Source organism: Rhodococcus sp. USK13 (assembly GCF_018343855.1).
GTDB lineage: Bacteria > Actinomycetota > Actinomycetes > Mycobacteriales > Mycobacteriaceae > Rhodococcus_F > Rhodococcus_F oxybenzonivorans.
This window is the reverse complement of sequence record NZ_CP069242.1, coordinates 5,938,599-5,958,904: the sequence shown is the minus strand read 5'-3', so window position 1 is coordinate 5,958,904 and position 20,306 is coordinate 5,938,599. Positions and strand designations below refer to the sequence as shown.

24 protein-coding genes are annotated in these 20,306 nt (G+C 66.1%); 17 read left to right on the top strand and 7 right to left on the bottom strand.

The genetic code is table 11. The features are described 5' to 3' along the window. The first annotated feature begins 18 nt into the window (after window positions 1–18). Window positions 19–240 carry a hypothetical protein gene (locus tag JQT59_RS29935; RefSeq protein WP_213578372.1) on the top strand — a complete coding sequence of 74 codons (222 nt, stop codon included), beginning with the start codon at window positions 19–21 and terminating at the stop codon, window positions 238–240. Here the strand turns inward: JQT59_RS29935 and JQT59_RS29930 are convergent. Beyond that, window positions 195–677, bottom strand: a complete 483-nt coding sequence (locus tag JQT59_RS29930; protein WP_213578218.1) for an Lrp/AsnC family transcriptional regulator — start codon at window positions 675–677, stop codon at window positions 195–197. The two genes, JQT59_RS29935 and JQT59_RS29930, sit on opposite strands and share 46 nt — an antisense overlap. Window positions 678–795: 118 nt before the next feature. Here JQT59_RS29930 and hppD point away from each other — a divergent pair, with 118 nt between their 5' ends. The 9 genes from hppD (at window position 796) to JQT59_RS29885 (ending at window position 10,197) form a co-directional block, all read left to right on the top strand. Beyond that, the gene (gene hppD / locus JQT59_RS29925; RefSeq protein WP_213573102.1) at window positions 796–2,004 is read left to right on the top strand and encodes a 4-hydroxyphenylpyruvate dioxygenase; all 1,209 of its coding nucleotides are present in this window, start codon (window positions 796–798) and stop codon (window positions 2,002–2,004) included. 81 nt (window positions 2,005–2,085) lie between these two features. Next, window positions 2,086–2,571, top strand: coding sequence for a VOC family protein (locus tag JQT59_RS29920; RefSeq protein ID WP_213573101.1), 486 nt, complete (start codon window positions 2,086–2,088; stop codon window positions 2,569–2,571). A 75-nt stretch (window positions 2,572–2,646) separates the two neighbouring features. Further along, a complete protein-coding gene (gene hemL / locus JQT59_RS29915) occupies window positions 2,647–3,972 on the top strand; it encodes a glutamate-1-semialdehyde 2,1-aminomutase (RefSeq protein WP_213573100.1) in 1,326 nt (441 codons plus the stop codon). Window positions 3,973–4,045: 73 nt separating this feature from the next. Further along, window positions 4,046–4,705, top strand: coding sequence for a histidine phosphatase family protein (locus JQT59_RS29910; RefSeq protein WP_109327872.1), 660 nt, complete (start codon window positions 4,046–4,048; stop codon window positions 4,703–4,705). Further along, window positions 4,702–5,301, top strand: coding sequence for a TlpA disulfide reductase family protein (locus JQT59_RS29905; RefSeq protein WP_213573099.1), 600 nt, complete (start codon window positions 4,702–4,704; stop codon window positions 5,299–5,301). Before JQT59_RS29910 ends, JQT59_RS29905 begins: the two co-directional genes overlap by 4 nt. Continuing rightward, the gene (locus JQT59_RS29900; protein WP_213573098.1) at window positions 5,298–6,128 is read left to right on the top strand and encodes a cytochrome c biogenesis CcdA family protein; all 831 of its coding nucleotides are present in this window, start codon (window positions 5,298–5,300) and stop codon (window positions 6,126–6,128) included. The genes JQT59_RS29905 and JQT59_RS29900 overlap by 4 nt, the downstream gene beginning before the upstream one ends. Next, window positions 6,125–7,789: a cytochrome c biogenesis protein ResB gene (resB, locus tag JQT59_RS29895; protein ID WP_213573097.1), complete on the top strand. Its 1,665-nt coding sequence runs from the start codon at window positions 6,125–6,127 to the stop codon at window positions 7,787–7,789. Before JQT59_RS29900 ends, resB begins: the two co-directional genes overlap by 4 nt. Continuing rightward, window positions 7,786–8,757: a c-type cytochrome biogenesis protein CcsB gene (ccsB, locus tag JQT59_RS29890; RefSeq protein ID WP_213573096.1), complete on the top strand. Its 972-nt coding sequence runs from the start codon at window positions 7,786–7,788 to the stop codon at window positions 8,755–8,757. The genes resB and ccsB overlap by 4 nt, the downstream gene beginning before the upstream one ends. Before the next feature lie 96 nt (window positions 8,758–8,853). Further along, complete coding sequence (locus JQT59_RS29885; protein ID WP_213573095.1) at window positions 8,854–10,197, top strand: MinD/ParA family ATP-binding protein; 1,344 nt, start codon at window positions 8,854–8,856, stop codon at window positions 10,195–10,197. A gap of 25 nt (window positions 10,198–10,222) precedes the next feature. Here the strand turns inward: JQT59_RS29885 and JQT59_RS37335 are convergent, their stop codons facing one another. Next, window positions 10,223–10,426, bottom strand: a complete 204-nt coding sequence (locus JQT59_RS37335; RefSeq protein WP_249353950.1) for a hypothetical protein — start codon at window positions 10,424–10,426, stop codon at window positions 10,223–10,225. Window positions 10,427–10,620: 194 nt separating this feature from the next. Continuing rightward, complete coding sequence (locus tag JQT59_RS29880) at window positions 10,621–10,848, bottom strand: BldC family transcriptional regulator (RefSeq protein ID WP_109327888.1); 228 nt, start codon at window positions 10,846–10,848, stop codon at window positions 10,621–10,623. Window positions 10,849–11,035: 187 nt separating this feature from the next. Here JQT59_RS29880 and JQT59_RS29875 point away from each other — a divergent pair, with 187 nt between their 5' ends. Then, window positions 11,036–11,419, top strand: coding sequence for a DUF4229 domain-containing protein (locus JQT59_RS29875; protein ID WP_208962352.1), 384 nt, complete (start codon window positions 11,036–11,038; stop codon window positions 11,417–11,419). Continuing rightward, window positions 11,416–12,525, top strand: coding sequence for an L-cysteine desulfhydrase Cds1 (gene cds1 / locus JQT59_RS29870; protein ID WP_213573094.1), 1,110 nt, complete (start codon window positions 11,416–11,418; stop codon window positions 12,523–12,525). The genes JQT59_RS29875 and cds1 overlap by 4 nt, the downstream gene beginning before the upstream one ends. Before the next feature lie 31 nt (window positions 12,526–12,556). Here the strand turns inward: cds1 and JQT59_RS29865 are convergent, their stop codons facing one another. Next, entirely contained in the window at window positions 12,557–13,102 is a 546-nt protein-coding gene (locus JQT59_RS29865) for a GNAT family N-acetyltransferase (RefSeq protein WP_213573093.1), read from the bottom strand. 129 nt (window positions 13,103–13,231) lie between these two features. Between JQT59_RS29865 and JQT59_RS29860 the strand changes: the two genes are divergently transcribed. The 4 genes from JQT59_RS29860 to JQT59_RS29845 all read left to right on the top strand — a co-directional run bounded on the left by JQT59_RS29860 (window position 13,232) and on the right by JQT59_RS29845 (window position 15,275). Next, window positions 13,232–13,984, top strand: a complete 753-nt coding sequence (locus JQT59_RS29860) for a lysophospholipid acyltransferase family protein (protein ID WP_213573092.1) — start codon at window positions 13,232–13,234, stop codon at window positions 13,982–13,984. A 62-nt stretch (window positions 13,985–14,046) separates the two neighbouring features. After that, window positions 14,047–14,262, top strand: a complete 216-nt coding sequence (locus tag JQT59_RS29855) for a helix-turn-helix domain-containing protein (RefSeq protein ID WP_109327895.1) — start codon at window positions 14,047–14,049, stop codon at window positions 14,260–14,262. A 6-nt stretch (window positions 14,263–14,268) separates the two neighbouring features. After that, window positions 14,269–14,832 carry a Clp protease N-terminal domain-containing protein gene (locus JQT59_RS29850; protein WP_213573091.1) on the top strand — a complete coding sequence of 188 codons (564 nt, stop codon included), beginning with the start codon at window positions 14,269–14,271 and terminating at the stop codon, window positions 14,830–14,832. A gap of 62 nt (window positions 14,833–14,894) precedes the next feature. Next, complete coding sequence (locus JQT59_RS29845) at window positions 14,895–15,275, top strand: phage holin family protein (protein ID WP_213573090.1); 381 nt, start codon at window positions 14,895–14,897, stop codon at window positions 15,273–15,275. 6 nt (window positions 15,276–15,281) lie between these two features. Here JQT59_RS29845 and JQT59_RS29840 read toward each other — a convergent pair whose 3' ends face one another. The 3 genes from JQT59_RS29840 to JQT59_RS29830 form a co-directional block, all read right to left on the bottom strand. Next, window positions 15,282–16,151 (bottom strand): 1,4-dihydroxy-2-naphthoate polyprenyltransferase, encoded by an 870-nt coding sequence (locus tag JQT59_RS29840; protein ID WP_213573089.1) that lies wholly within the window; start codon window positions 16,149–16,151, stop codon window positions 15,282–15,284. Window positions 16,152–16,245: 94 nt separating this feature from the next. Further along, window positions 16,246–16,986: an IclR family transcriptional regulator gene (locus JQT59_RS29835; protein ID WP_213573088.1), complete on the bottom strand. Its 741-nt coding sequence runs from the start codon at window positions 16,984–16,986 to the stop codon at window positions 16,246–16,248. Further along, a complete protein-coding gene (locus JQT59_RS29830) occupies window positions 16,986–18,500 on the bottom strand; it encodes an APC family permease (protein WP_213573087.1) in 1,515 nt (504 codons plus the stop codon). The genes JQT59_RS29835 and JQT59_RS29830 overlap by 1 nt, the downstream gene beginning before the upstream one ends. A 201-nt stretch (window positions 18,501–18,701) precedes the next feature. Between JQT59_RS29830 and JQT59_RS29825 the strand changes: the two genes are divergently transcribed. Further along, window positions 18,702–20,306, top strand: coding sequence for a flavin monoamine oxidase family protein (locus JQT59_RS29825; RefSeq protein WP_283254096.1), 1,605 nt, complete (start codon window positions 18,702–18,704; stop codon window positions 20,304–20,306).

Below are 20,306 nucleotides of genomic sequence, written 5' to 3'. Positions count from 1 at the left end.
AGCCCTACAGTTGCGGGTGTGAGTACCGGCAACGACGGCACGGGCGGACGACGGGTTTTCGACGCACATCTGCACGTCGTGGATCCCCGCTTCCCACTCGTCCCGAACGACGGCTATCTGCCGCCGGAGTTCACCGTGTCCGACTACACGAGACGGGCGCCCGGACTCGGTGTCGTCGGGAACGCGGCCGAGTTCTACCGGGTGGCGGAACCGTTGGCCGCCGCCCGGACGAGTTGCTGATGGCGTAGTGCGATCTGGGTCTGCGTAGCGATCACGGTGGACGAGCGTAAGACGTTGCGGCCGTCGACGATCGAATTGATCACACGTTGCAGATCGGCATTCGTGCGCGCCACCACCCGCACCAGGACGTCACCGGCGCCCGTGATCGTATGCGCTTCCAACACTTCGGGGATGGCGGTCAGATGCTCGACCACGGCGGCGTGTCCGGTGCCCTGGGCGATCTCGAGGGTGGCGAATGCGATGACCGGAAAACCCAGGGCCTCGGGATCGAGGGTCGGCGCCGAGCCGGTAATCACCCCGGAGCGTTCGAGGCGGTCGATCCGCGCCTGGACTGTGCCACGCGCCACCCCGAGTCGGCGGGAGGCCTCGAGGACCCCGACCTTCGGTTCGTCATGGAGAAGATCGAGGAGTGCGGCGTCGAGCCGGTCGAGAGCCATCGTCATCCCTTGGTCACCTTGTACGATGAAAAGCGGATAGTGTCCAACATTGTGTACACATTGACCATCCTAAAATCGCACAGTTGCGCATGGCAGTGATCTGAATCACAGTTCTTGCATGACTACTGCCGACATTCGACTGACTCCGCGTGAAGTGGCCGCCCGGCTCGACACCGCCGGGCTCCGGCAACTGGTCGGCCTCGTCGAACACGACGACGCCTCGGATCCCTTTCCCGTGGTCGCCTTGGACGCCGTGGTGTTCGTGTGCGGCAATGCGACACAGAGCATGCAGTACTACGTGTCGACCTGGGGGATGGCACTCGTCGCGTACGCCGGCCCCGAGACCGGTCAGCGCACGCACAAGTCGTTCGTGCTCGAGTCGGGTTCGGCGCGATTCGTGCTCCACGGTGCGGTGGACCCGAAAAGCTCTCTCGCTGATCATCACCGGACGCACGGCGACGGCGTCACGGATCTCGCGATGGAGGTGCTGGACGTCGACCGGTGCATCGCCCACGCGCGCTCGCAGGGCGCCACGATCCTGGAAGAGCCGCACGACGTCGCCGACGAGTTCGGTACCGTCCGGCTGGCGGCGATCGCCACCTACGGTGACACTCGGCACACCATCGTCGACCGCAGCCGGTACGACGGCCCGTACCTGCCGGGATACGTTTCGCGCAGTAGCGCTTTCGTGCCGAGGCCGGGTAGGCCGAGGCGGTTGTTCGAGGCGCTCGATCATGCGGTGGGCAACGTCGAGATGGGCCGGATGGACCATTGGGTCCGCTTCTACAACCGGGTCATGGGATTCACGAACATGGCCGAATTCGTTGGTGACGACATCGCCACGGAGTACTCGGCGCTGATGTCGAAAGTGGTCGCCAATGGAAACCACCGCGTGAAATTCCCGCTCAACGAGCCGGCCGTCGGCAAGAAGAAGTCGCAGATCGACGAGTATCTCGAGTTCTATGGTGGGCCGGGATGCCAGCACCTCGCACTGGCGACAGGCGACATCCTCGCGGCCGTCGACGCTCTGCGAGCGGAGGGTGTCGAATTTCTGAGTACCCCCGATGCGTACTACGAGGATCCAGAGCTTCGCTCCCGTATCGGCAAGGTCCGAGTGCCGGTGGAGGAATTGCACAAACGCGGAATCCTCGTCGACCGAGACGAGGACGGCTATCTGCTCCAGATCTTCACCAGGCCGCTGGGCGACCGGCCCACCATGTTCTTCGAACTGATCGAGCGGCACGGATCCCTCGGTTTCGGCGCGGGAAACTTCCGGGCGCTGTTCGAGTCCATCGAGCGGGAGCAGGCGGCGCGCGGCAATCTGTGAGTACCCGAACGGCGAACAGGGCATCATCCAAGGAATGGACACGAAAACCGCATCTCCGCGCGGCCTGACGGAGCCCGGGGCATGAGTCTCGTCACCGGACCGATATTTCAGGTCTGCTGGGTGGTCGAGGACCTCGACACGGCGGAGCGCCATTTCACCGACCAGTTCGGAGTCGCGAAATGGCTGCGACTGCCGAATGTGCATTTCGGTCCCGACCACTGCACCTACCGCGGGGAGCCCGCCGACTACGTCGTCCACGTGTCGCTCGGGTACGCCGGAGGGCAGCAGCTCGAACTCATCGAGCCGGTGTCGGGCCGCAACCTCTATGTCGAGCAGTTGGAGAACAGCGGTCCCGGAGTGCACCACGTGGCGTGGGTTCCCGAAGACTTCGAGGCCACGCTGGCGGAGGCGGCGCGCCGCGGGCTGGCCGTCGTCCAGCAGGGGCGGTTCGAGGGAATCGGGATGGAATTCGCCTACCTCGACGGCGGCCCCCTCGGCGGCTACGTCGAGCTGATGAAGCTGTCCGAGGAGATGCGGGCGATGTTCGACTCCCTCGTCCCCGGGTGACCGCACACAAGTGATACTGGCCACCCACTACACCCTGTCGTTGGCAAATTCGACAGAACTGGGACACTGGAGGCCGTGACTGTTTCCTCCGGTGGCCCCGACGTGCACGCTTCCCGTTCCGCTCAGCTCTTCGACCGGGCCGACGTGGTCATTCCCGGCGGCGTCAACTCACCGGTGCGGGCCTTCGGCTCGGTCGGCGGAACCCCGCGCTTCATCGAGAAGGCTGCCGGTTACACACTCACCGACGTCGACGGCAACGACTACGTCGACCTCATCTGTTCCTGGGGTCCGATGATTCTCGGCCACGCCCATCCCGCTGTCGTCGAGGCAGTCCAGAAGGCGGCCGCCACGGGGCTGTCCTTCGGAGCACCCACCGAGGGTGAGATCGAACTGGCCGAGGAGATCGTCGCCCGCGTCGCGCCGGTGGACAAGGTGCGGCTGGTCAATTCCGGCACCGAGGCCACCATGAGCGCGGTCCGACTTGCCAGGGGATTCACCGGCCGGAGCAAGATCGTGAAGTTCTCGGGTTGCTACCACGGCCACGTCGACGCCTTGCTCGCCGACGCCGGTTCCGGCCTGGCCACGTTCGGCCTGCCGACGTCGCCCGGCGTGACCGGCGCCCAGGCGGAGGACACCATCGTCGTGCCCTACAACGACCTCGAGGCTGTCGCGCAGGCGTTCGCCGCCAACGAGGGCCAGATCGCGTGCGTCATCACCGAGGCCGCCGCAGGCAACATGGGTGCCATCGCACCCCAGCCCGGATTCAACGAGGGACTGCGCACCCTCACGCGCGAGCACGGCGCGCTGCTGATCATGGACGAGGTGATGACGGGATTCCGCGTCAGCTCGGCCGGCTGGTACGGATTGGAGGGTGTCGCAGGCGACCTCTACACGTTCGGCAAGGTGATGAGCGGCGGTCTGCCCGCTGCCGCCTTCGGTGGCCGCGCCGACGTCATGGCTCACCTGGCGCCCGCCGGTCCCGTCTACCAGGCGGGCACGCTGTCGGGAAACCCCGTCGCCGTCGCCGCCGGTCTCGCGAGCCTGCGCGCGGCCGATGCGAGTGTCTACGACGCCCTCGAGCGCAACAGCGTCACCCTGCAGAACTTGCTGTCCGAATCGCTGACCGCGGCAGGCGTGCCCCATCGAGTGCAGACCGCAGGAACGATGCTCAGCGTCTTCTTCACCGAAGAACCGGTCACCAACTACGCCGAGGCGAAAGCGGCGCAGACGTGGCGGTTCCCGGCCTTCTTCCATGGCCTGCTCTCGCGCGGGGTGTACCCACCGCCCAGCGCGTTCGAGGCCTGGTTCGTCTCGGCTGCCATGGACGACAAAGCCTTCTCCATCATCGCCGACGCCCTGCCGCATGCAGCGAAGGCCGCCGCGGCGGCCACCCAGCCCTGACCGTCTGTCCAGTCCTGACGCGCCGCGTCGATTCAGCCACCCGACTCCCCGCCCCGACCCGAGGAACCGCACCGTGACCGATGCCGCTCACCCCGACCACACCCAGACCCGCACGATCGTGCACGTGCTCCGGCACGGCGAAGTGCACAACCCGCGAGGAATTCTCTACGGCAGGCTTCCCGGTTTCCGCCTGTCGGTGACGGGTGAGGCACAGGCCCGCGCCGTAGCGTCCGTCCTGGCGACCCACGACATCACCCACGTGGTCGCATCGCCGCTGCAACGGGCGCAGGAAACGGCGGCGCCGATCGCCGAGAAGCACGGACTCGAGATCGCAACCGACGAGAACCTCATCGAGGCGGGTAACGAGTTCGAGGGACTCAAGGTGTCGGTGGGCGACGGCGCGCTCGCACGCCCCCGTCACTGGTGGAAGCTGCGAGATCCGTTCACTCCGTCCTGGGGTGAGCCGTACCTGCAGATCGCGCACCGAATGCTTGCCGCCGTCAACAGCGCGCGCGTGGCCGCCGTCGGTCACGAGGCCGTGGTCGTCAGCCACCAACTTCCCGTCTGGACGCTGCGCCGATTCCTGCAGGGGGAGCGGTTGTGGCACGACCCGCGTCACCGCCAGTGCTCGCTGGCGTCGCTGACGTCGCTCGTCTACGAGGGCGACACCCTCATCGACATCGTGTACTCGGAGCCCGCGGGCGCATCGGATCCGAGGGTGAGCGGGGCATGATTCGGGGGCGCTTCGCCGGGCTTCTCGCGGTGATCTGCATGGCCGCGGTGTCGCTGTCGGCGTGTGCGTCCGGCGACGACGCCGTGGCCCAGGGAGGCACGTTCGACTTCGTCTCCCCAGGCGGTCAGACGGAAATCTTCTACGATCCACCGGCCGATCGCGGCACCATCGGCACCGTGTCCGGACCCGACCTCATGACGGAGGGCAAGACCACCTCCCTCGACGACTACGAGGGCCAGGTAGTGGTCCTCAACGTCTGGGGGCAGTGGTGCGGGCCGTGCCGCGGCGAGGCGAACGACCTCGAGCAGGTCTACGAGGCAACCAAAGACCAAGGTGTCGCGTTTCTCGGGATCAACGTCCGGGACAATCAGCAAGACAAGGCGCAGGACTTCGTGATCAACAACAACGTGTCGTATCCGTCGATCTACGACCCCGCCATGCGGACGATGATCGCCCTGGGAGCGAACTACCCGACGAGCGTCATTCCCACCACGGTCGTGCTCGATCGTGAACACCGTGTCGCCGCGGTGTTCCTGAAGGAATTGCTGGCGGACGACCTGCAGCCGGTAGTCGAACGGGTGGTGCAGGAATCGTGACTACCGGTACCACCCTTCTCGCCGGGGGCGTCGGCGAGGCCTTCCAGTCCACCGCCTCGTCGGGACCTCTGTTCCTTGCGCTCGGCGCCTGCGTTCTCGCCGGCCTGGTCTCGTTTGCCTCGCCGTGCGTAGTTCCCCTCGTCCCCGGTTACCTGTCCTACCTGGCGGGTGTCGTGGGAGCCGACGCTCCAGCCGTCACCGCCGAAGAAGCCGCGACGCGCACGAAGACGGTGACAGACGGACGCCTGCGCGTCGCCGGGGCCGCAACTCTGTTCGTGGCCGGTTTCACGGTCGTGTTCGTCCTGGCCACGGCGTCGGTCTTCGGCGCGATCTCGGTCCTCTCCGTCAACCGCGAAGTACTGATGCGGGTCGGAGGTGTCGTGACGATCGCCATGGGGTTGGTGTTCATCGGCTTGATCCCGGCGTTGCAGCGTGACACCCGGCTCGAGCCGCGGCGCATCTCCAGCCTGGCTGGAGCCCCGCTGCTGGGTGCGGTATTCGCGTTGGGGTGGACACCCTGCCTCGGTCCGACACTGGCCGGCGTCATCTCCCTTGCCGCCGGCACCGACGGCGCCACCGCGGCCCGCGGCGTCGCCCTGATCGTCGCCTACTGCCTCGGCCTGGGCCTGCCCTTCGTCATCCTGGCCCTCGGCTCCTCCCGCGCGCTGCGGGGTGTGGGCTGGCTGCGCCGCAACGCGCGAACCATCCAAATCTTCGGCGGCATCATGCTCGTGGCGGTGGGCATCGCCCTCGTCACCGGCGCGTGGGATCAGTTCGTCGGCTGGATTCGCGACGCCTTCATCTCGGAAGTGACCCTCCCGATATGAGCGACACCCAGACCCCCGAAGCCCCGGAAGCCGCACCGGTACCCCGCCAATCGCTGCCGGGCCGCGCTTTCGCGCTGGTCCGCAACACCTGGCGTGGGCTCACGTCGATGCGGACGGCCCTGGTGTTGCTGTTCCTGCTGGCGCTCGCGGCGATACCCGGGGCCTTGCTGCCCCAGCGCAGCCTCAATGCGGGCAAGGTCGACGAGTACATCGCGAATCGGCCGACCCTCGGTCCCTGGATGGACCGGCTCGAACTCTTCGACGTATTCGGCAGTTTCTGGTTCACCGCGGTCTACGTCCTGCTCTTCATCTCGCTGGTCGGCTGCATCCTTCCGCGTTGTGTCGACCATGCGAAAGCACTGCGCACGCGTCCGGTGGCGGCGCCCCGCAACCTCGCGCGTCTGCCCCACCACGTCGAGCGCCGGGTCGACGAGACGCCCGACGAACTCGCCGCCCGTATCCGTACTTCGCTGAAAGGGTGGCGGGTGGAGACCCGCACCGGCGGCGCACGCCCGGTCCGCGACGGTGAGATCACGCTCTCAGCGGAGAAGGGCTACACGCGCGAACTCGGCAACCTCGTCTTCCACCTCTCGCTCGTCGGTCTGCTGGTGGCGATCGCCGTCGGCAAACTGTTCGGGTACGAGGGCAACGTGATCGTGGTCGCCAACAACGGTCCCGGCTTCTGCACCACGTCCCCCGCCGTGTTCGATTCGTTCAAGGCAGGAAACACGCAGGACGGCACGGGAATGACCCCGCTGTGTCTCAAGGTCAAGGATTTCACCGCCGACTACCTCGACAACGGTCAGGCCGAGATGTTCACGTCGAACATTTCGTACCAGGCCGGTGACGACCTCGAAACCGGTACCTGGCGCGACGATCAGTTGCAGGTCAATCATCCTCTCCGTGTCGAGGGGGACCGTGTCTACCTGCAGGGACACGGATACGCGCCGACATTCACCGTCACGTTCCCTGGCGGTGAGACGCGGACCGAAACGCTGCAGTGGCGACCCGACGATGCGACGACGTTCCTCAGCAGCGGGGCCATGCGATTCGATCCGCCTGGCGGCATGTACCCCGACACGGACGAACGCCGTAAGAATCAGATCGCGATCGAGGGCTTGTTCGCCCCCACCGCGCTGTTCCACGGCAACCTGCTCGCGTCGAGTCATCCGGCGATGAAGGATCCGGCGGTGGCCATCGACATCTACAAGGGCGACACCGGCCTCGACACCGGCAACCCGCAGTCGCTGTTCTCCCTCAATACCGAACTGATCAACCAGGGCCGGCTGGTGAAGCAGGACAGGGTCAACCTCATGCCGGGGGAGAGCGCGACGCTCGCCGACGGCACGCAGGTGCGGTTCGACGGCGCCGTGGACTTCGTCAATGTGCAGGTGTCGCACGATCCGGCGCAACAGTGGGTGCTGGTGTCGGCTCTGATGATGATGGCGGGACTGCTGGTGTCGCTGCTGATCAAGCGGCGCCGCATCTGGGCCCGCATCTATCCCGCGGACCCCGCCGATCTTGACCCACGACGTACTGTAGTAGAGCTTGGCGGACTCGCCCGGACCGATCAGGCCGGCTGGGGTGACGAGTTCGACCGGCTCTGCGCCCGTCTGCTGACGGACGACACGAAGCCTGACGCGCAGGAGAAGCGACGATGACGACCAACGAGACACTGGCGCAGTACAGCGACTGGGCCTTCCGATCAGCGTTCACGGTGCTCGCGCTCGCGCTCGTGCTGCTGATCGTGCAGTACGCGTCGACGAGGGCGCGCGCCGTGCAGGACAAGGAGCTCGTGGCGGCGGGTGCCAGGCCCGCCGGCTCGGCGACGGTTCCCGGACGCGTGGTCGAGCAGCCGAAGAAGCCGATGGCCGAGCGTTTCGGCGGCATGGGGTCTGCGGTGCTCGTGGTGGGCACTGTTCTCATCTTCGCGTCGATCGTGCTCCGGGGATTTGCCACCGAGCGTTTCCCGCTCGGCAACATGTACGAGTTCGTCACCATGGCCTGCGGGGCGGCGCTCGTCGTGGGGCTGGCGCTCCTGTCGAAGCCGGCATACCGGCCGATGTGGGTTTTCCTGCTCGTCCCCATTCTCATCCTGATGTTCCTCGCCGCCACGGTGCTCTACGCGGATGCGGCACCGGTGGTGCCGGCGCTGCGGTCGTACTGGCTTCCCATCCACGTCACCATCGTCAGCGTGGGTTCGGGCGTCTTCCTGGTGTCGGGCATCGCCAGCCTGTTGTTCCTGCTGCGGATGCGCTACCCGCGCGGCGAGGAAGGAACGGGCGTCTTCGCGCGGGTGGCGGAGCGCCTGCCCGACGCGCAGACCTTGGACCGATTGGCGTACAAGACCACGATCATCGGGTTCCCGCTGTTCGGCGCGGGCGTCATCCTCGGCGCCATCTGGGCCGAGGCCGCCTGGGGCCGATTCTGGGGCTGGGACCCCAAGGAAACGATGTCGTTCATCGCCTGGGTGATCTATGCGGCATATCTCCACGCCCGAGCGACCTCCGGATGGCGCGATACCAAAGCCGCATGGATCAACATCGCCGGCTTCGTCGCGATGCTGTTCAATCTGTTCATCATCAACATGGTGGTGTCGGGACTGCATTCGTATGCGGGCCTGACCTGACGGTCACCACCGACTGATATTCTTCCGCCGCGACGTCTCCCAGCGGTGTGAAGCGGTGGGGACTACGGAGACTTCATCTAGGGGGGATGTTCGGCCATGTCCGAAAACAACGCTGGCGTGTGGGAGCCGGTGCGGCCGGCATCGAACCCGCCCGCCGACACCACCGTGGGATCCACACCGCACAACGCCGCGCGGCAGGCGCCGTACGTTCAGCCGCAGGGTCCCAACCCCTTCGCGCAGCCGGGGCGCCAGGCCCCCGCCGCAACGCCGGCGCGTCCTCAGACGCAGCCCCCGGCCGCGGCTCCCACTCAGCCACCGCCGCCCACACTGGCTCCCGTATCTCCGCAGCCCGCCCCGGCTCCGACGTTCACGGCCCCCGCGCAACAGCAGCCGTCGCACACGCAGCAACCTGCTCCCGCCGCGTACACGTCGGCTCCCGAGCAGCATCCGGCGAGCCGTCCGCAACCCGTGCGTCCCGAGCAGCAGCAGTACGCGGTATCCGCGCGAGACCTGTCCACGTCACTTCTGCTCAAGCAGGTCAAGCCTGCCCCCACCACGGGGTGGCGCAGAATGCTCTACCAGGTGTCCGGTCGCTACATCAACCTGGGGAACAGCGCCAAGGAACAGCGCCGCATCGAGCTCACCAAGCAGGTCAACCAGCCGTTGCAGGGCTGCTACAAGATCGCTCTGCTGAGCCTCAAGGGTGGAGTCGGCAAGACCACCACCACGGCCACACTGGGATCGACGTTCGCATCGTTGCGCGGTGATCGAGTGATCGCGGTCGACGCCAACCCGGACCGCGGCACGCTCAGCCAGAAGATCCCCCTGGAAACCCCCGCTACCGTGCGGAACCTGCTCCGCGACGAACACAGCATCGAAAAGTACAGTGACGTCCGCAGTTACACGTCACAGAGTCGGCATCGGCTCGAGGTACTCGCATCGGACAGCGACCCGGCGGTGTCGGAGGCGTTCAGCGCGGACGACTACGCGCGCACGGTCGCAATGCTCGAGAAGTTCTACAGCATCGTCCTCACCGACTGCGGCACCGGGCTGATGCACTCCGCGATGCAGACGATTCTGGAAGAGGCCGACGCACTCGTGGTGGTCAGCTCGGGGTCGGTCGACGGTGCCCGCAGCGCCTCGGCGACGCTCGACTGGCTCGATGCGCACGGCTACCGCGAACTCGTCGCGAAGTCCGTGGCCGTCGTCAACGCCGTCCGCCCGCGCTCCGGCAAAGTTGATCTGCCGAAAGTGGTCGAACACTTCGAACAGCGGTGCCGGCTGGTCCGGCTCATCCCGTTCGATCCACACCTCGAAGAAGGCGCCGAGATCGAACTCGATCGCCTGCGGCCCAAGACGCGCAATGCCCTACTCGAACTCGCTGCAGCGGTGGCGTCCGACTTTCCAGCCTCCACCTTCGCGCTCCAGGATCATCGCTGACGCAGTAACCGAACCGCGGGGGGAATCACCCAGTGGTATCCGGCGAACCCGTGTCGGGCTCGTCCGACTTTCTCCGTCGGGCGTCCCGACTCATGCGCCACAGAAAATCTGGATCGTCGTCGGGTCCGAGAACCCTGTCGCCGAGAACTGGCTTCGTATTCGGGCCGAACGCTTTCCAGAGTAGAAACGCCACGACCACGAGCCCGATGAGCGCCAACAAATACAGCACCGCGCACCTCCTTACACCGCTCGGGTAGCCGGTATCCCTCGAGCGTAGCCGTGTAAGAAGCCGACGGCACCTACCCCCTCAGGGGCGAGCCCGTCCATAGGTTCCAGGTCGCGCAGCCTCCGTGTTCAGGGTCGGGCAGCCAAGGTGTTCAGGGTCGGGCAGCCAAGGTGTTCAGGGTCGGGCAGCCAAGGTGTTCAGGGTCGGGCAGCCTCCGTGGTGAGCGAGCGGAGCAGTTGCATCACTTCGGCCTCACGGAACCGGCGGTGGCCACCGGGTGTCCGGAGCGAGCCGAGCCTGCCCGCGTGCGCCCACCGAGTGACGGTTTTGGGGTCGACGTGGAACAGGGCGGCCACCTGGCCCGGGGTCATGAGGGCTTCGTTCGGTCCGCTGAAACCGGATCCGTTGTAGGTGGGTGCGCTCATCGACGGTCCTCCGCTGTTTTCGTTCTGTCAGTGCTGCAGCTGGTCGCAATCGCGACTGAATACGGTCATCGTGGCATCACAACCCTCAGGTACTCGAACGATCTAATGTTGGTAAAGGGGAGGTAATAGACAAATCGGATAAGTCGGACGTTCGAGCGCGCCCCGGTGGGTGGGTAATCTGGGGGTCGTGAGCGAGCCCAGTGAGAAGCCGAAGAACCCGAAGCCAGCCGATCAGGCCGAGCCCCCCGTGACCGCAGGGTCGGCGGCCCCGCAGCCGGCCGAACGGGTCACGAAGGGTCGTCTGGCTCGCGACGTCGCGCTCTACTCCTTCGCTCGACTGCTCCTCGTCGTCGTCATCGCGGGCATCATCCTCGGAGTCGCGGCGCTGGTCGGGGTGACGATCCCGCTGCTCGTCGCCGCCATCTTCGGGGTCCTGATCGCCCTTCCGCTGTCTCTGCTGTTGTTCGCGACACTTCGGCGCCGGGTGAACGAGGGGATCGCTGCGTTCGACGCGCAGCGCCGCGCGGACCAGGCTGACCTGCGCGCGAAACTCCGCGGCGAGGACCGGTGACGGACGCCGACTGCGTCGTCATCGACCGGAGCCGGTCCCGAGACTGGGTGGACAATGCGGTTCGTCTGATCGAGGCCGACGCGCAGCGCAGTGCCGACACGCATCTGCTCCGATACCCGCTTCCCCCGGCGTGGGGCGTGCAGCTGTACCTGAAGGACGAGTCGACGCACATCACGGGAAGCCTCAAGCACCGGTTGGCCCGTTCACTATTTCTGTACGCGATCTGCAACGGGTGGATCACCGAGGGAACCACGGTCATCGAGGCGTCGTCCGGTTCGACAGCGGTCAGTGAGGCCTACTTCGCCAAGATGCTGGGCCTCGACTTCGTGGCGGTGATGCCGCGCAGCACGAGCGGCGCCAAGGTCGCGCTGATCGAGGCGCAAGGTGGGCGCTGTCACTTCATCGATCGCCCGCCCGAGATCTACAGCGAGGCCCGCAGGCTCGCGGCGGAGACGAACGGCCACTTCATGGATCAGTTCACCCACGCCGAGCGGGCCACCGACTGGCGGGGCAACAACAACATCGCCGAGTCGATCTATCAGCAGATGGCGCGTGAGGAGCACCCGGTGCCGGAGTGGATCGTGATGAGTGCCGGTACCGGAGGCACCAGCGCGACGCTGGGGCGTTATATCCGGTACCGCAGGCACGCCACCCGACTCCTCGTGGTGGACCCCGAGAACTCGGCCTTCTTCGGTGGGTACGACACCAATTCCTGTGACTACGCGACCGGGCTGCCGTCCCGTATCGAGGGCATCGGCAGGCCTCGCGTGGAACCTTCGTTCGTCGGACAGGTCATCGACCGGATGATGCGCGTACCCGACGCCGCTTCCATCGCCACCATGCGCCATGCCAGTTCGGCTCTGGGCCGGCGTGTGGGCGGTTCCACCGGCACGAACCTGTGGGGCGCGTTCTCGGTGGTGGCGGAGATGCTCGCGGCCGGCCGCTCCGGCAGTGTCGTGACCATCCTCTGCGACGGCGGTGAGCGCTACGCGGACACTTATTACGACGACCGGTGGGTCAGCGCCGAGGGCATCGACCTCACCGGGCCGACTGCGTTGCTGGACGAGTTCGCGCATACCGGAGTCTGGCCAGGTCATACCGCCTGAGAGTGGCTGAGTCAGACCGGGAGTGGCTGAGTCAGGCCGGCTGACTCGTCGGCTGCGCCCGGCGTGCGGGCGTGGCGACAGGTCGCGTCATGGTGACGCGCGGCCACGCTGCCAGTCCGTTGCGTGCCTCGTCCGCGCGAATCTGCGACAGCCCGGGGGTGAGTTCGCAATCCTGCAGGGGCCGAAAGCCCAGCCGCTCGTAGTACGGCGCATTCCACGGAACGTCGACGAAGGTGGTCAGTGTGAGGGCCGGAAGGCCGCGTTCCGCCGCCCAGGACGAGATCTCGTCGAGGAGGAGCGCGCCGAGTCCCTGCCGGGCGGCGCTGGGATGGACCGAGACCTGTTCGATGTGCGCGGCGCCGTCCACGAGCGCAACCAGGGCATATGCGACCGGGTCGCCGTCTGCGTCCGCGGCGACCCAAATCCTCCCCGCATCCAGAAACTCCCTCAACTCGTCGAGTGAGGGCGGCGGATCCTCCGCGATCGCGTCCATTCCGATGTCGCGGAACGGAGCTCCTGCGGCAACTTCGATCTGTTGGAGAGTGGGCAGGTCGGTGACGATGGCCGAGCGGATCACAGGTCTGTTTTACCCGAAACCAGTCAATTCATACACCTTTGCAGCACGATCCCAGTACCTACGCCTCCGTAGGCTACGGAACCGTAGGTTGGTAGCCTGAGGTCAGGACGATGCGATCGGGGACTAGGTATGGACAGGCCCGAGGTAACCCTCGAGAACTACCGTGCGGTGTACGACTATTACCGCGATCATCAGCAGAACCGGGTGCTGGCCAAGCTGGCGTACGCGATGTTGAGCATGAAGTACCGGCCGCGGGTTCGATACGCCGACGGCGCCGAGGAGCAGCTGACCGAGCTCGTCAAGTCCGGAGCGGTACTGCTCGTGGCCGCCAATCATGTGACGCACAGCGATCAGTACACGCTTGCCGCGACTGCATGGAAGACGCCTCTGCGCCGAGTGATCGGCAGGACCCGCGTACTGGCCAAGGACGAGTTGTTCACCGACCCCGATCTCCGCAAGAAGGTCGACATGATGGGCGGGATCCCAGTGTTCCGCAGTAAGAACTACGGCTTGCGCGCCGTGGCGGATGCGGGGCGTCTCATGATGGACGTGGCGGCCGAAAGATTGTGCCGGGGAGACAACCTCGCGATCTTCCCGGAGGGCACCTGCAATGAGGGCGACCCGACCCGGCTCCAGCACATCAACAGCGGCATCGGTCACATCGCCAAGCGCGCTGTCGATCGAGGTGTCGCTCCCGCGCTGCTCTCGATCGGCATCAGCTACGGCCCGGACGCGCATGGCGCCGATACCGAGCTGGTGAAGGGCGCGAGTGTGTATGTCGCTCAACCGCTCACTGCTCTCCCCGCCAAGCCGATGGACATTGCCCACACCGCGCAGTGCGAGCTGCAGAAGGCGGTCGACGGGGCGGTCGCCGCGTACTGAGCCGTCGAGAAGGCGTCAAGAAAGGTTGACACCCGACCGGTTGTCAACCTAGATTGACATGCATGACGGAGGCAACGACACTCGCAGCTGCAGCGGGAAGCCCGGATCCCGCCGAGGGGTTACGGGCCGTGCGTGCCCTGCGACGTCTTCTGGAGCGGCTCGAAGCTATTCAGGTCGACAACGCTCGCGCTCAGGGCTGGTCCTGGCAGGCGATTGCCGACTCGCTCGAGGTGAGCAGGCAAGCGGTCCATCAGAAGCACAATCGGAAAGGGAGGTAGCTCCCCATGTTCGAACGATTTTCGACGGATGCCCGTGCCGTGGTGATCGATGCCCAGAAGGAGGCTCGCGCTCTGAAGTCGCCGCGGATCGGTCCCGAACACCTCGTTCTCGGGCTTCTGTCCGTGCCGACCGAACCCGTCCAGGGCATCCTCGCCGATTCCGGCCTTGTCCTTGCGGCCGCGAGACGCACTGTCGCCGAACGGGGTATAGCGCTCAGCGATGCGGATGCGGACGCACTCGGATCGATCGGCATCGATCTCGACGCCGTCCGCCGCAGTCTCGAACAGACCTTCGGTAAGGGCGTCCTCGATCCCGAGCCGCCCAAGGGGCCGCGCGGCTGGTTCGGGCGCAAGTCGGGCCACATCCCGTTCACGAAGGACGCCAAGAAAGCGCTCGAACTGTCCCTACGGGAAGCCCTTGCCCGCAAGGACAATCACATCGGACCCGAGCACGTGCTGCTGGGCGTGCTCCGAGCCGCGGACGGCACGGCCCGCGAGATACTCGAGGTTTCGGTGACTGTGGACGAACTTCGGCGTCGGGTGCACGCCGCGCTCGACCGGGCGGCCTGAACCGGGCTCTCCGCGAATGGGGGCGGTGCCCGTGTGTCGCAGTGATGTGCCAGCATGCACAGATGACCTTCTTGGTACGTCTCGTCGTCAACGCGTTCGCGATCTGGCTCGCGGCCGCCTGGGTGTCGGGCATAGACATCTCGAGTTCGGGCAACGGCACTGCGTGGGACATCGTGGTGCTGCTCGGTATCGCGCTGGTATTCACGGTGGTCAACATCTTCGTCAAACCGCTGGTGAAGCTGTTGTCGTTGCCGCTCCTGGTTCTCACGCTCGGACTTTTCACCCTGGTGATCAACGCGCTGATGTTGATGCTCACCGCTTGGCTGAGTTCACAGACCGACTATGGCATGACGGTCGACGGCTTCTGGACGGCTCTCTGGGGCGGCCTGATCATCTCGGTCGTCAATTTCCTGGTCAACATCGTCGTTCCGGACCGCGACTGAGCTCGGTCAGGCCAGCGACAACGCCACGGCCGTCGCTGCGCCCCAGATGAGCATGGCCAGGCCCGAATCTCGCAACGCCGGTATCAAGGCCAGGCCTGTGGCGCCGGAACGAACCGGCGAGTTCGCCCGGATCGCAAGGGGCACGGCCAATAGTCCGAGAAGCGCCCAGGGGGTGCGCGCAAGGAGGACGAGAGTCGCGATGAACGGGACGGTCAAGGTGACGAGGTGCAGGATGCGGGTGCGGGCATCGCCGAGACGGACAGCGAGTGTGCGTTTGCCCGATTCGGTGTCCGTGGGGATGTCCCGGAGGTTGTTCGCCACGAGCACCGCGCTGGAGAACGATCCGACGGCAACGGCCGTCACGAGGCCCGCCCAGTCCACCCTCTCCGCCTGCACGTATTGGGTCCCGAGCACGGCGACGAGACCGAAGAACACGAAGACGGCAATCTCGCCGAAACCGCTATACCCGTAGGGTTTTTTGCCGCCCGTGTAGAACCAGGCGCCTACGATGCACAGCGCGCCGATCAGAACCAGCCACCACGCCGTGGTGACGGCGAGTACGAGTCCGGCGGCGGCGGCGACGGCGAAGCAGGCGATGGCAGCAGCTTTCACCGCCGACGGCTTCGCCAACTTGGAACCGACGAGCCGCAGCGGTCCGACCCGTTCGTCGTCGGTGCCGCGAATGCCGTCGGAGTAGTCGTTGGCGAAGTTGACCCCGACGATCAACGCGAGAGAGACGACGAGCGCCAGTAACGCCTTCCACCACACTGCGCCGCCGAGCGACGCCGCTGCGCCTGTGCCCGCCAGCACCGGGGCGATCGCGTTCGGGAGGGTGCGCGGACGAGCGCCTTCGATCCATTGAGCAGCCGTTGCCATGTGTCGATCTTTGCACTCCGCACCACCGCCGAATGCGGTGGACCAGTACCTGAGTGTTACCGGGCGGGGCGAACCGGTAACGGCTGCGATCTGTTCAGGCCGACACACCGGCGCCGAGGCGGTGGGCGCAAGCGTGCAGGAGGTCGGTCAACTCCGGATCGCCGACGGCCAGCCGTCCGGTCTTCCCGATCGCGGCGAGGCAGCCCACCACGCCGTGTCGGGCGTCGCGCACGGGGACGGCGACGGAACTGCGGCCGATACGAATCTCGTCCACTTCCTGGGCCGAACCGGTGTGCCGAATGGTCTCCAGCTCGGCGTGCAGCATCGAGATGTCGGTGATCGTGCGGGACGTGACCCGGCGTAGTTGCTGCTGTACGAGTTCGGGGTGCGCCGCGAGGAGGATCTTCCCGATGGCGGACGCATGCGGATGCGCCGTGATGGTGCCTTCACCGCTGAGTTCGTGGTCGGGGTCTTTGTCGACGAGCCGGACCGCGCCCCCCGTGAACGATGCGAGGTAGACACCGAACCGCACCTGAGACCGCAGTCCCTCGACGATCGCGTGCTGATCGACTGGGTCCGGCGTGTCGGCGCCCGCGAGTTGCCGGGTGCGGCGACCGAGTGCGAATCCGGAGAGGTCGGAGATTCGCACCAGATAGCCGTCGGCGGTGAGCAGATTCAGAAGCCGATAGGCCGTCGCCTGGGGGATACCCGCATGGGCGGCGACGTCCTTGGCGGTAGCTCCCGAGCCCAGTTGGGCGACGGCCTCGAGTAGTGCGAGTGCTTTCTGCACGGCGCGGGGTTCGTGTCCCGCGAGCTCCCCGGTCCTCCTCGCCATCAGCGCATCTCGTGGGTTCGCGCACTCGCGGTCAATGCCAGGTTGCCCGTCGCGTCGGTGACGAACACGCCCGCACCCGGCAGTACGTCCTCCGTTTCGGCGCTGTCGAAAACGCCGATCGACATCAGACTCGCGGGATGGTGCCATTGGAGGAAAAGGTGCCAGGCAGAACCGGACAGCAGCAGCGTGAGCATCACCGCGGGCACCATGACGAGGCCGTGTGAGGCAGTGGTGAACAACAGGTAGGTGAGGACGGTTCCACCGGCTGCGCTGCCCGCGACCCCGGCGCACAAGGTCAATGCGGTGTGCTCCTGAATTCGGAGGAGGAATCGAACCGACGCCACCGCGACCAGCACATAGGCGGCGATCACCGCCGTGCGTGCTGCCAGTTGAACGTGACCGAATGCGGTCGACTTGCCGACTATTCCGAAGGTCGCTGCGCCCACGCATACGGTGCAGACAATCAGGGCCAGAGCGGGATACGGAGTGCGGTAGCCGCGCTGCACGCGCGCGAACAGCCGCGGAACCACTGATTCGACGCCCATCGAATACACGAGGCGTGAGGCGGCGTTGGACGACGCCATCGCCGAGGCCAGCCACGACGTTCCGAGCCCGAGATTCAGCGCTATTACGACCGCTGGGGCGACACCGGTCGACGTGCCGTGGAGGTAGGCGTTGACGAGGGTGTCGGCGCGGCCGGACCACGCGGCCCAGCCGGCGAAGATGAACAAGGCACCGCAGATCATCGGGGTGAGGAGGACGGTCCGGGTGACCGTCGCGAGGGGCCGCTTGGCCTCGGGTCCGAAGAAAGTGGCGCTCTCGAAACCGGCGAGAGCGAACACGGCAACGAGCGCCATGGTCAGGAGACCGTGCGACGAGTCTTCGGGCGGCACCACGGCGTGTTGCCCGCCCGCGCCCGTCACCACCATCAGGCCGATGATGAAGAGCAGCGAACATGTTTCGATGGCGAGAATGGCGAGGGCTGCGAACCGCACGCCCCGCACCAGACATCCGAGAATGACGAGTCCGATGCCGGCATAAATCAGTACCCGGTCGGCGGGACCACGCATCTCCAGTCCGAGGAAACCGAGTGTCGTGATCACGGCCTGACCGCCGTGGTACAGGGTCATGACGGCGCTACCGACGTACTTGGTGAGCATGGCCACGCCGGCGGTGAGGGCGGCCCGGGTACCGAGTCCCTGGAATACGAAGCTGTAGATGCCGCCCGCCGCGGCCATCCGCCGCGTGAATTGGGAGACGCACACCGCAATCAGCGTGATCACGACCGTAGCGACGACGATGGTGACCACACCGCTCAGAAGCATCTGATGGGTGAACATGGTGACGGGCAGGACGACCATCGAGACCGCGGGGGCGGTGGTGGCCACCGACTGCGCGAGAACCTCCAGCCCCGACAGTTGCCGTCGCCCCAGGGCTCGCAACGGAGACAGAGCCTGACGCTCGGGCTCGCCGGTGGCGAACGAGCGCACGATTGCGTCGGAAAGGGCTGACATTGGCCGAAAACTAGTCCGCCCGTGTTGCGGGAAAGTTTCGGTTCAGGGTCGAATTACGCCCCGGGAGTGAGAAAGCGGTGTGCCCCTTCTCGCTCGAATGCCCAGAACTGTTTCGCGGCCGACAAGTTCCCGACTCGTAGTGCTCCCAGGATGAGTGCCGACAGATACCCGGGTCACCGGGCGCACGAATGGGAGCGCGAATTGGCATTCACACGTAGATCTTTCATGAAGGGCCTGGGGGCCACCGGAGGCGCAGGCCTTGCGTACGGCGCGATGTCGACGCTCGGGCTGGCACCGTCGACCGCCGCGCCCGCCCGCACCTTCACGCCACTCGCCGCCGGTGACCTGATCGGCAAGGTGAAGGGCAGCCATTCGGTGGTCGTACTCGGCGGCGGTCCCGCCGGTCTGTGTTCTGCGTACGAACTGCAGAAGGCGGGGTACACGGTGACCGTCCTCGAGGCGCGCACCCGCCCCGGCGGACGTGTCTGGACGGCGCGGGCCGGCACCGAGGAAACGGACCTGGGCGGTGAGACGCAGAAGTGCACCTTCTCCGAGGGCCACTTCTACAACGTCGGCGCCACCCGCATCCCGCAGAGTCACATCACCCTCGACTACTGCCGGGAACTCGGCGTCGAGATCCAGGGCTTCGGGAACCAGAACGCCAATACGTATGTGAACTACCAGAGCGACACGTCGTTGTCGGGCCAGTCCGTCACGTACCGGGCCGCGAAGGCCGACACGTTCGGCTACATGTCGGAACTGTTGAAGAAGGCAACCGATCAGGGCGCGTTGGACCAGGTGCTGACCCAAGAGGACAAAGACGCGTTGTCGGAGTTCCTCAGTGACTTCGGCGACCTGTCCGACGACGGCCGATACCTCGGATCCTCGCGTCGCGGCTACGATTCCGAGCCCGGTGCCGGATTGAACTTCGGCAGCGAGAAGAAGCCGTTCGCGATGCAGGAAGTGATCCGCAGCGGCATCGGCCGAAACTTCAGCTTCGACTTCGGCTACGACCAGGCGATGATGATGTTCACCCCGGTCGGCGGCATGGACCGCATCTATTACGCCTTTCAGGACAGGATCGGCACCGACAACATCATCTTCGGCGCCGAGGTGACGTCGATGAAGAACGTGTCCGAGGGCGTCACCGTCGAATACACCGCCGGCGGCTCGAAGAAGTCGATCACCGCCGACTACGCGATCTGCACGATTCCGCCACACCTGATCGGACGTCTGCAGAACAACCTGCCCGCCGACGTGCTCACCGCGCTGAAGGCGGCCAAGCCGTCGTCGTCCGGCAAGCTCGGCATCGAGTACTCGCGCCGGTGGTGGGAGACGGAGGACCGCATCTACGGTGGCGCGTCCAACACCGACAAGGACATCTCGCAGATCATGTTCCCTTACGACCACTACAACTCCGATCGAGGCGTGGTCGTCGCCTACTACAGCAGCGGCAAGAGGCAGGAGGCGTTCGAGTCGCTCACCCACCGGCAGCGGCTCGCCAAGGCGATCGCCGAGGGCTCCGAAATCCACGGTGAGAAGTACACCCGCGACATCTCCTCGTCGTTCTCCGGCAGCTGGCGTCGCACCAAGTACTCCGAGAGCGCGTGGGTCAACTGGGCGGGAAGCGGTGGCTCCCACGGCGGGGCGGCCACCCCCGAGTACGAGAAGTTGCTCGAACCGGTCGAGAAGATCTACTTCGCCGGCGACCACCTGTCCAATGCGATCGCCTGGCAGCACGGCGCTCTGACGTCCGCCCGCGACGTCGTCACCCACATCCACGAGCGCGTGGCCCAGGAAGCCTGA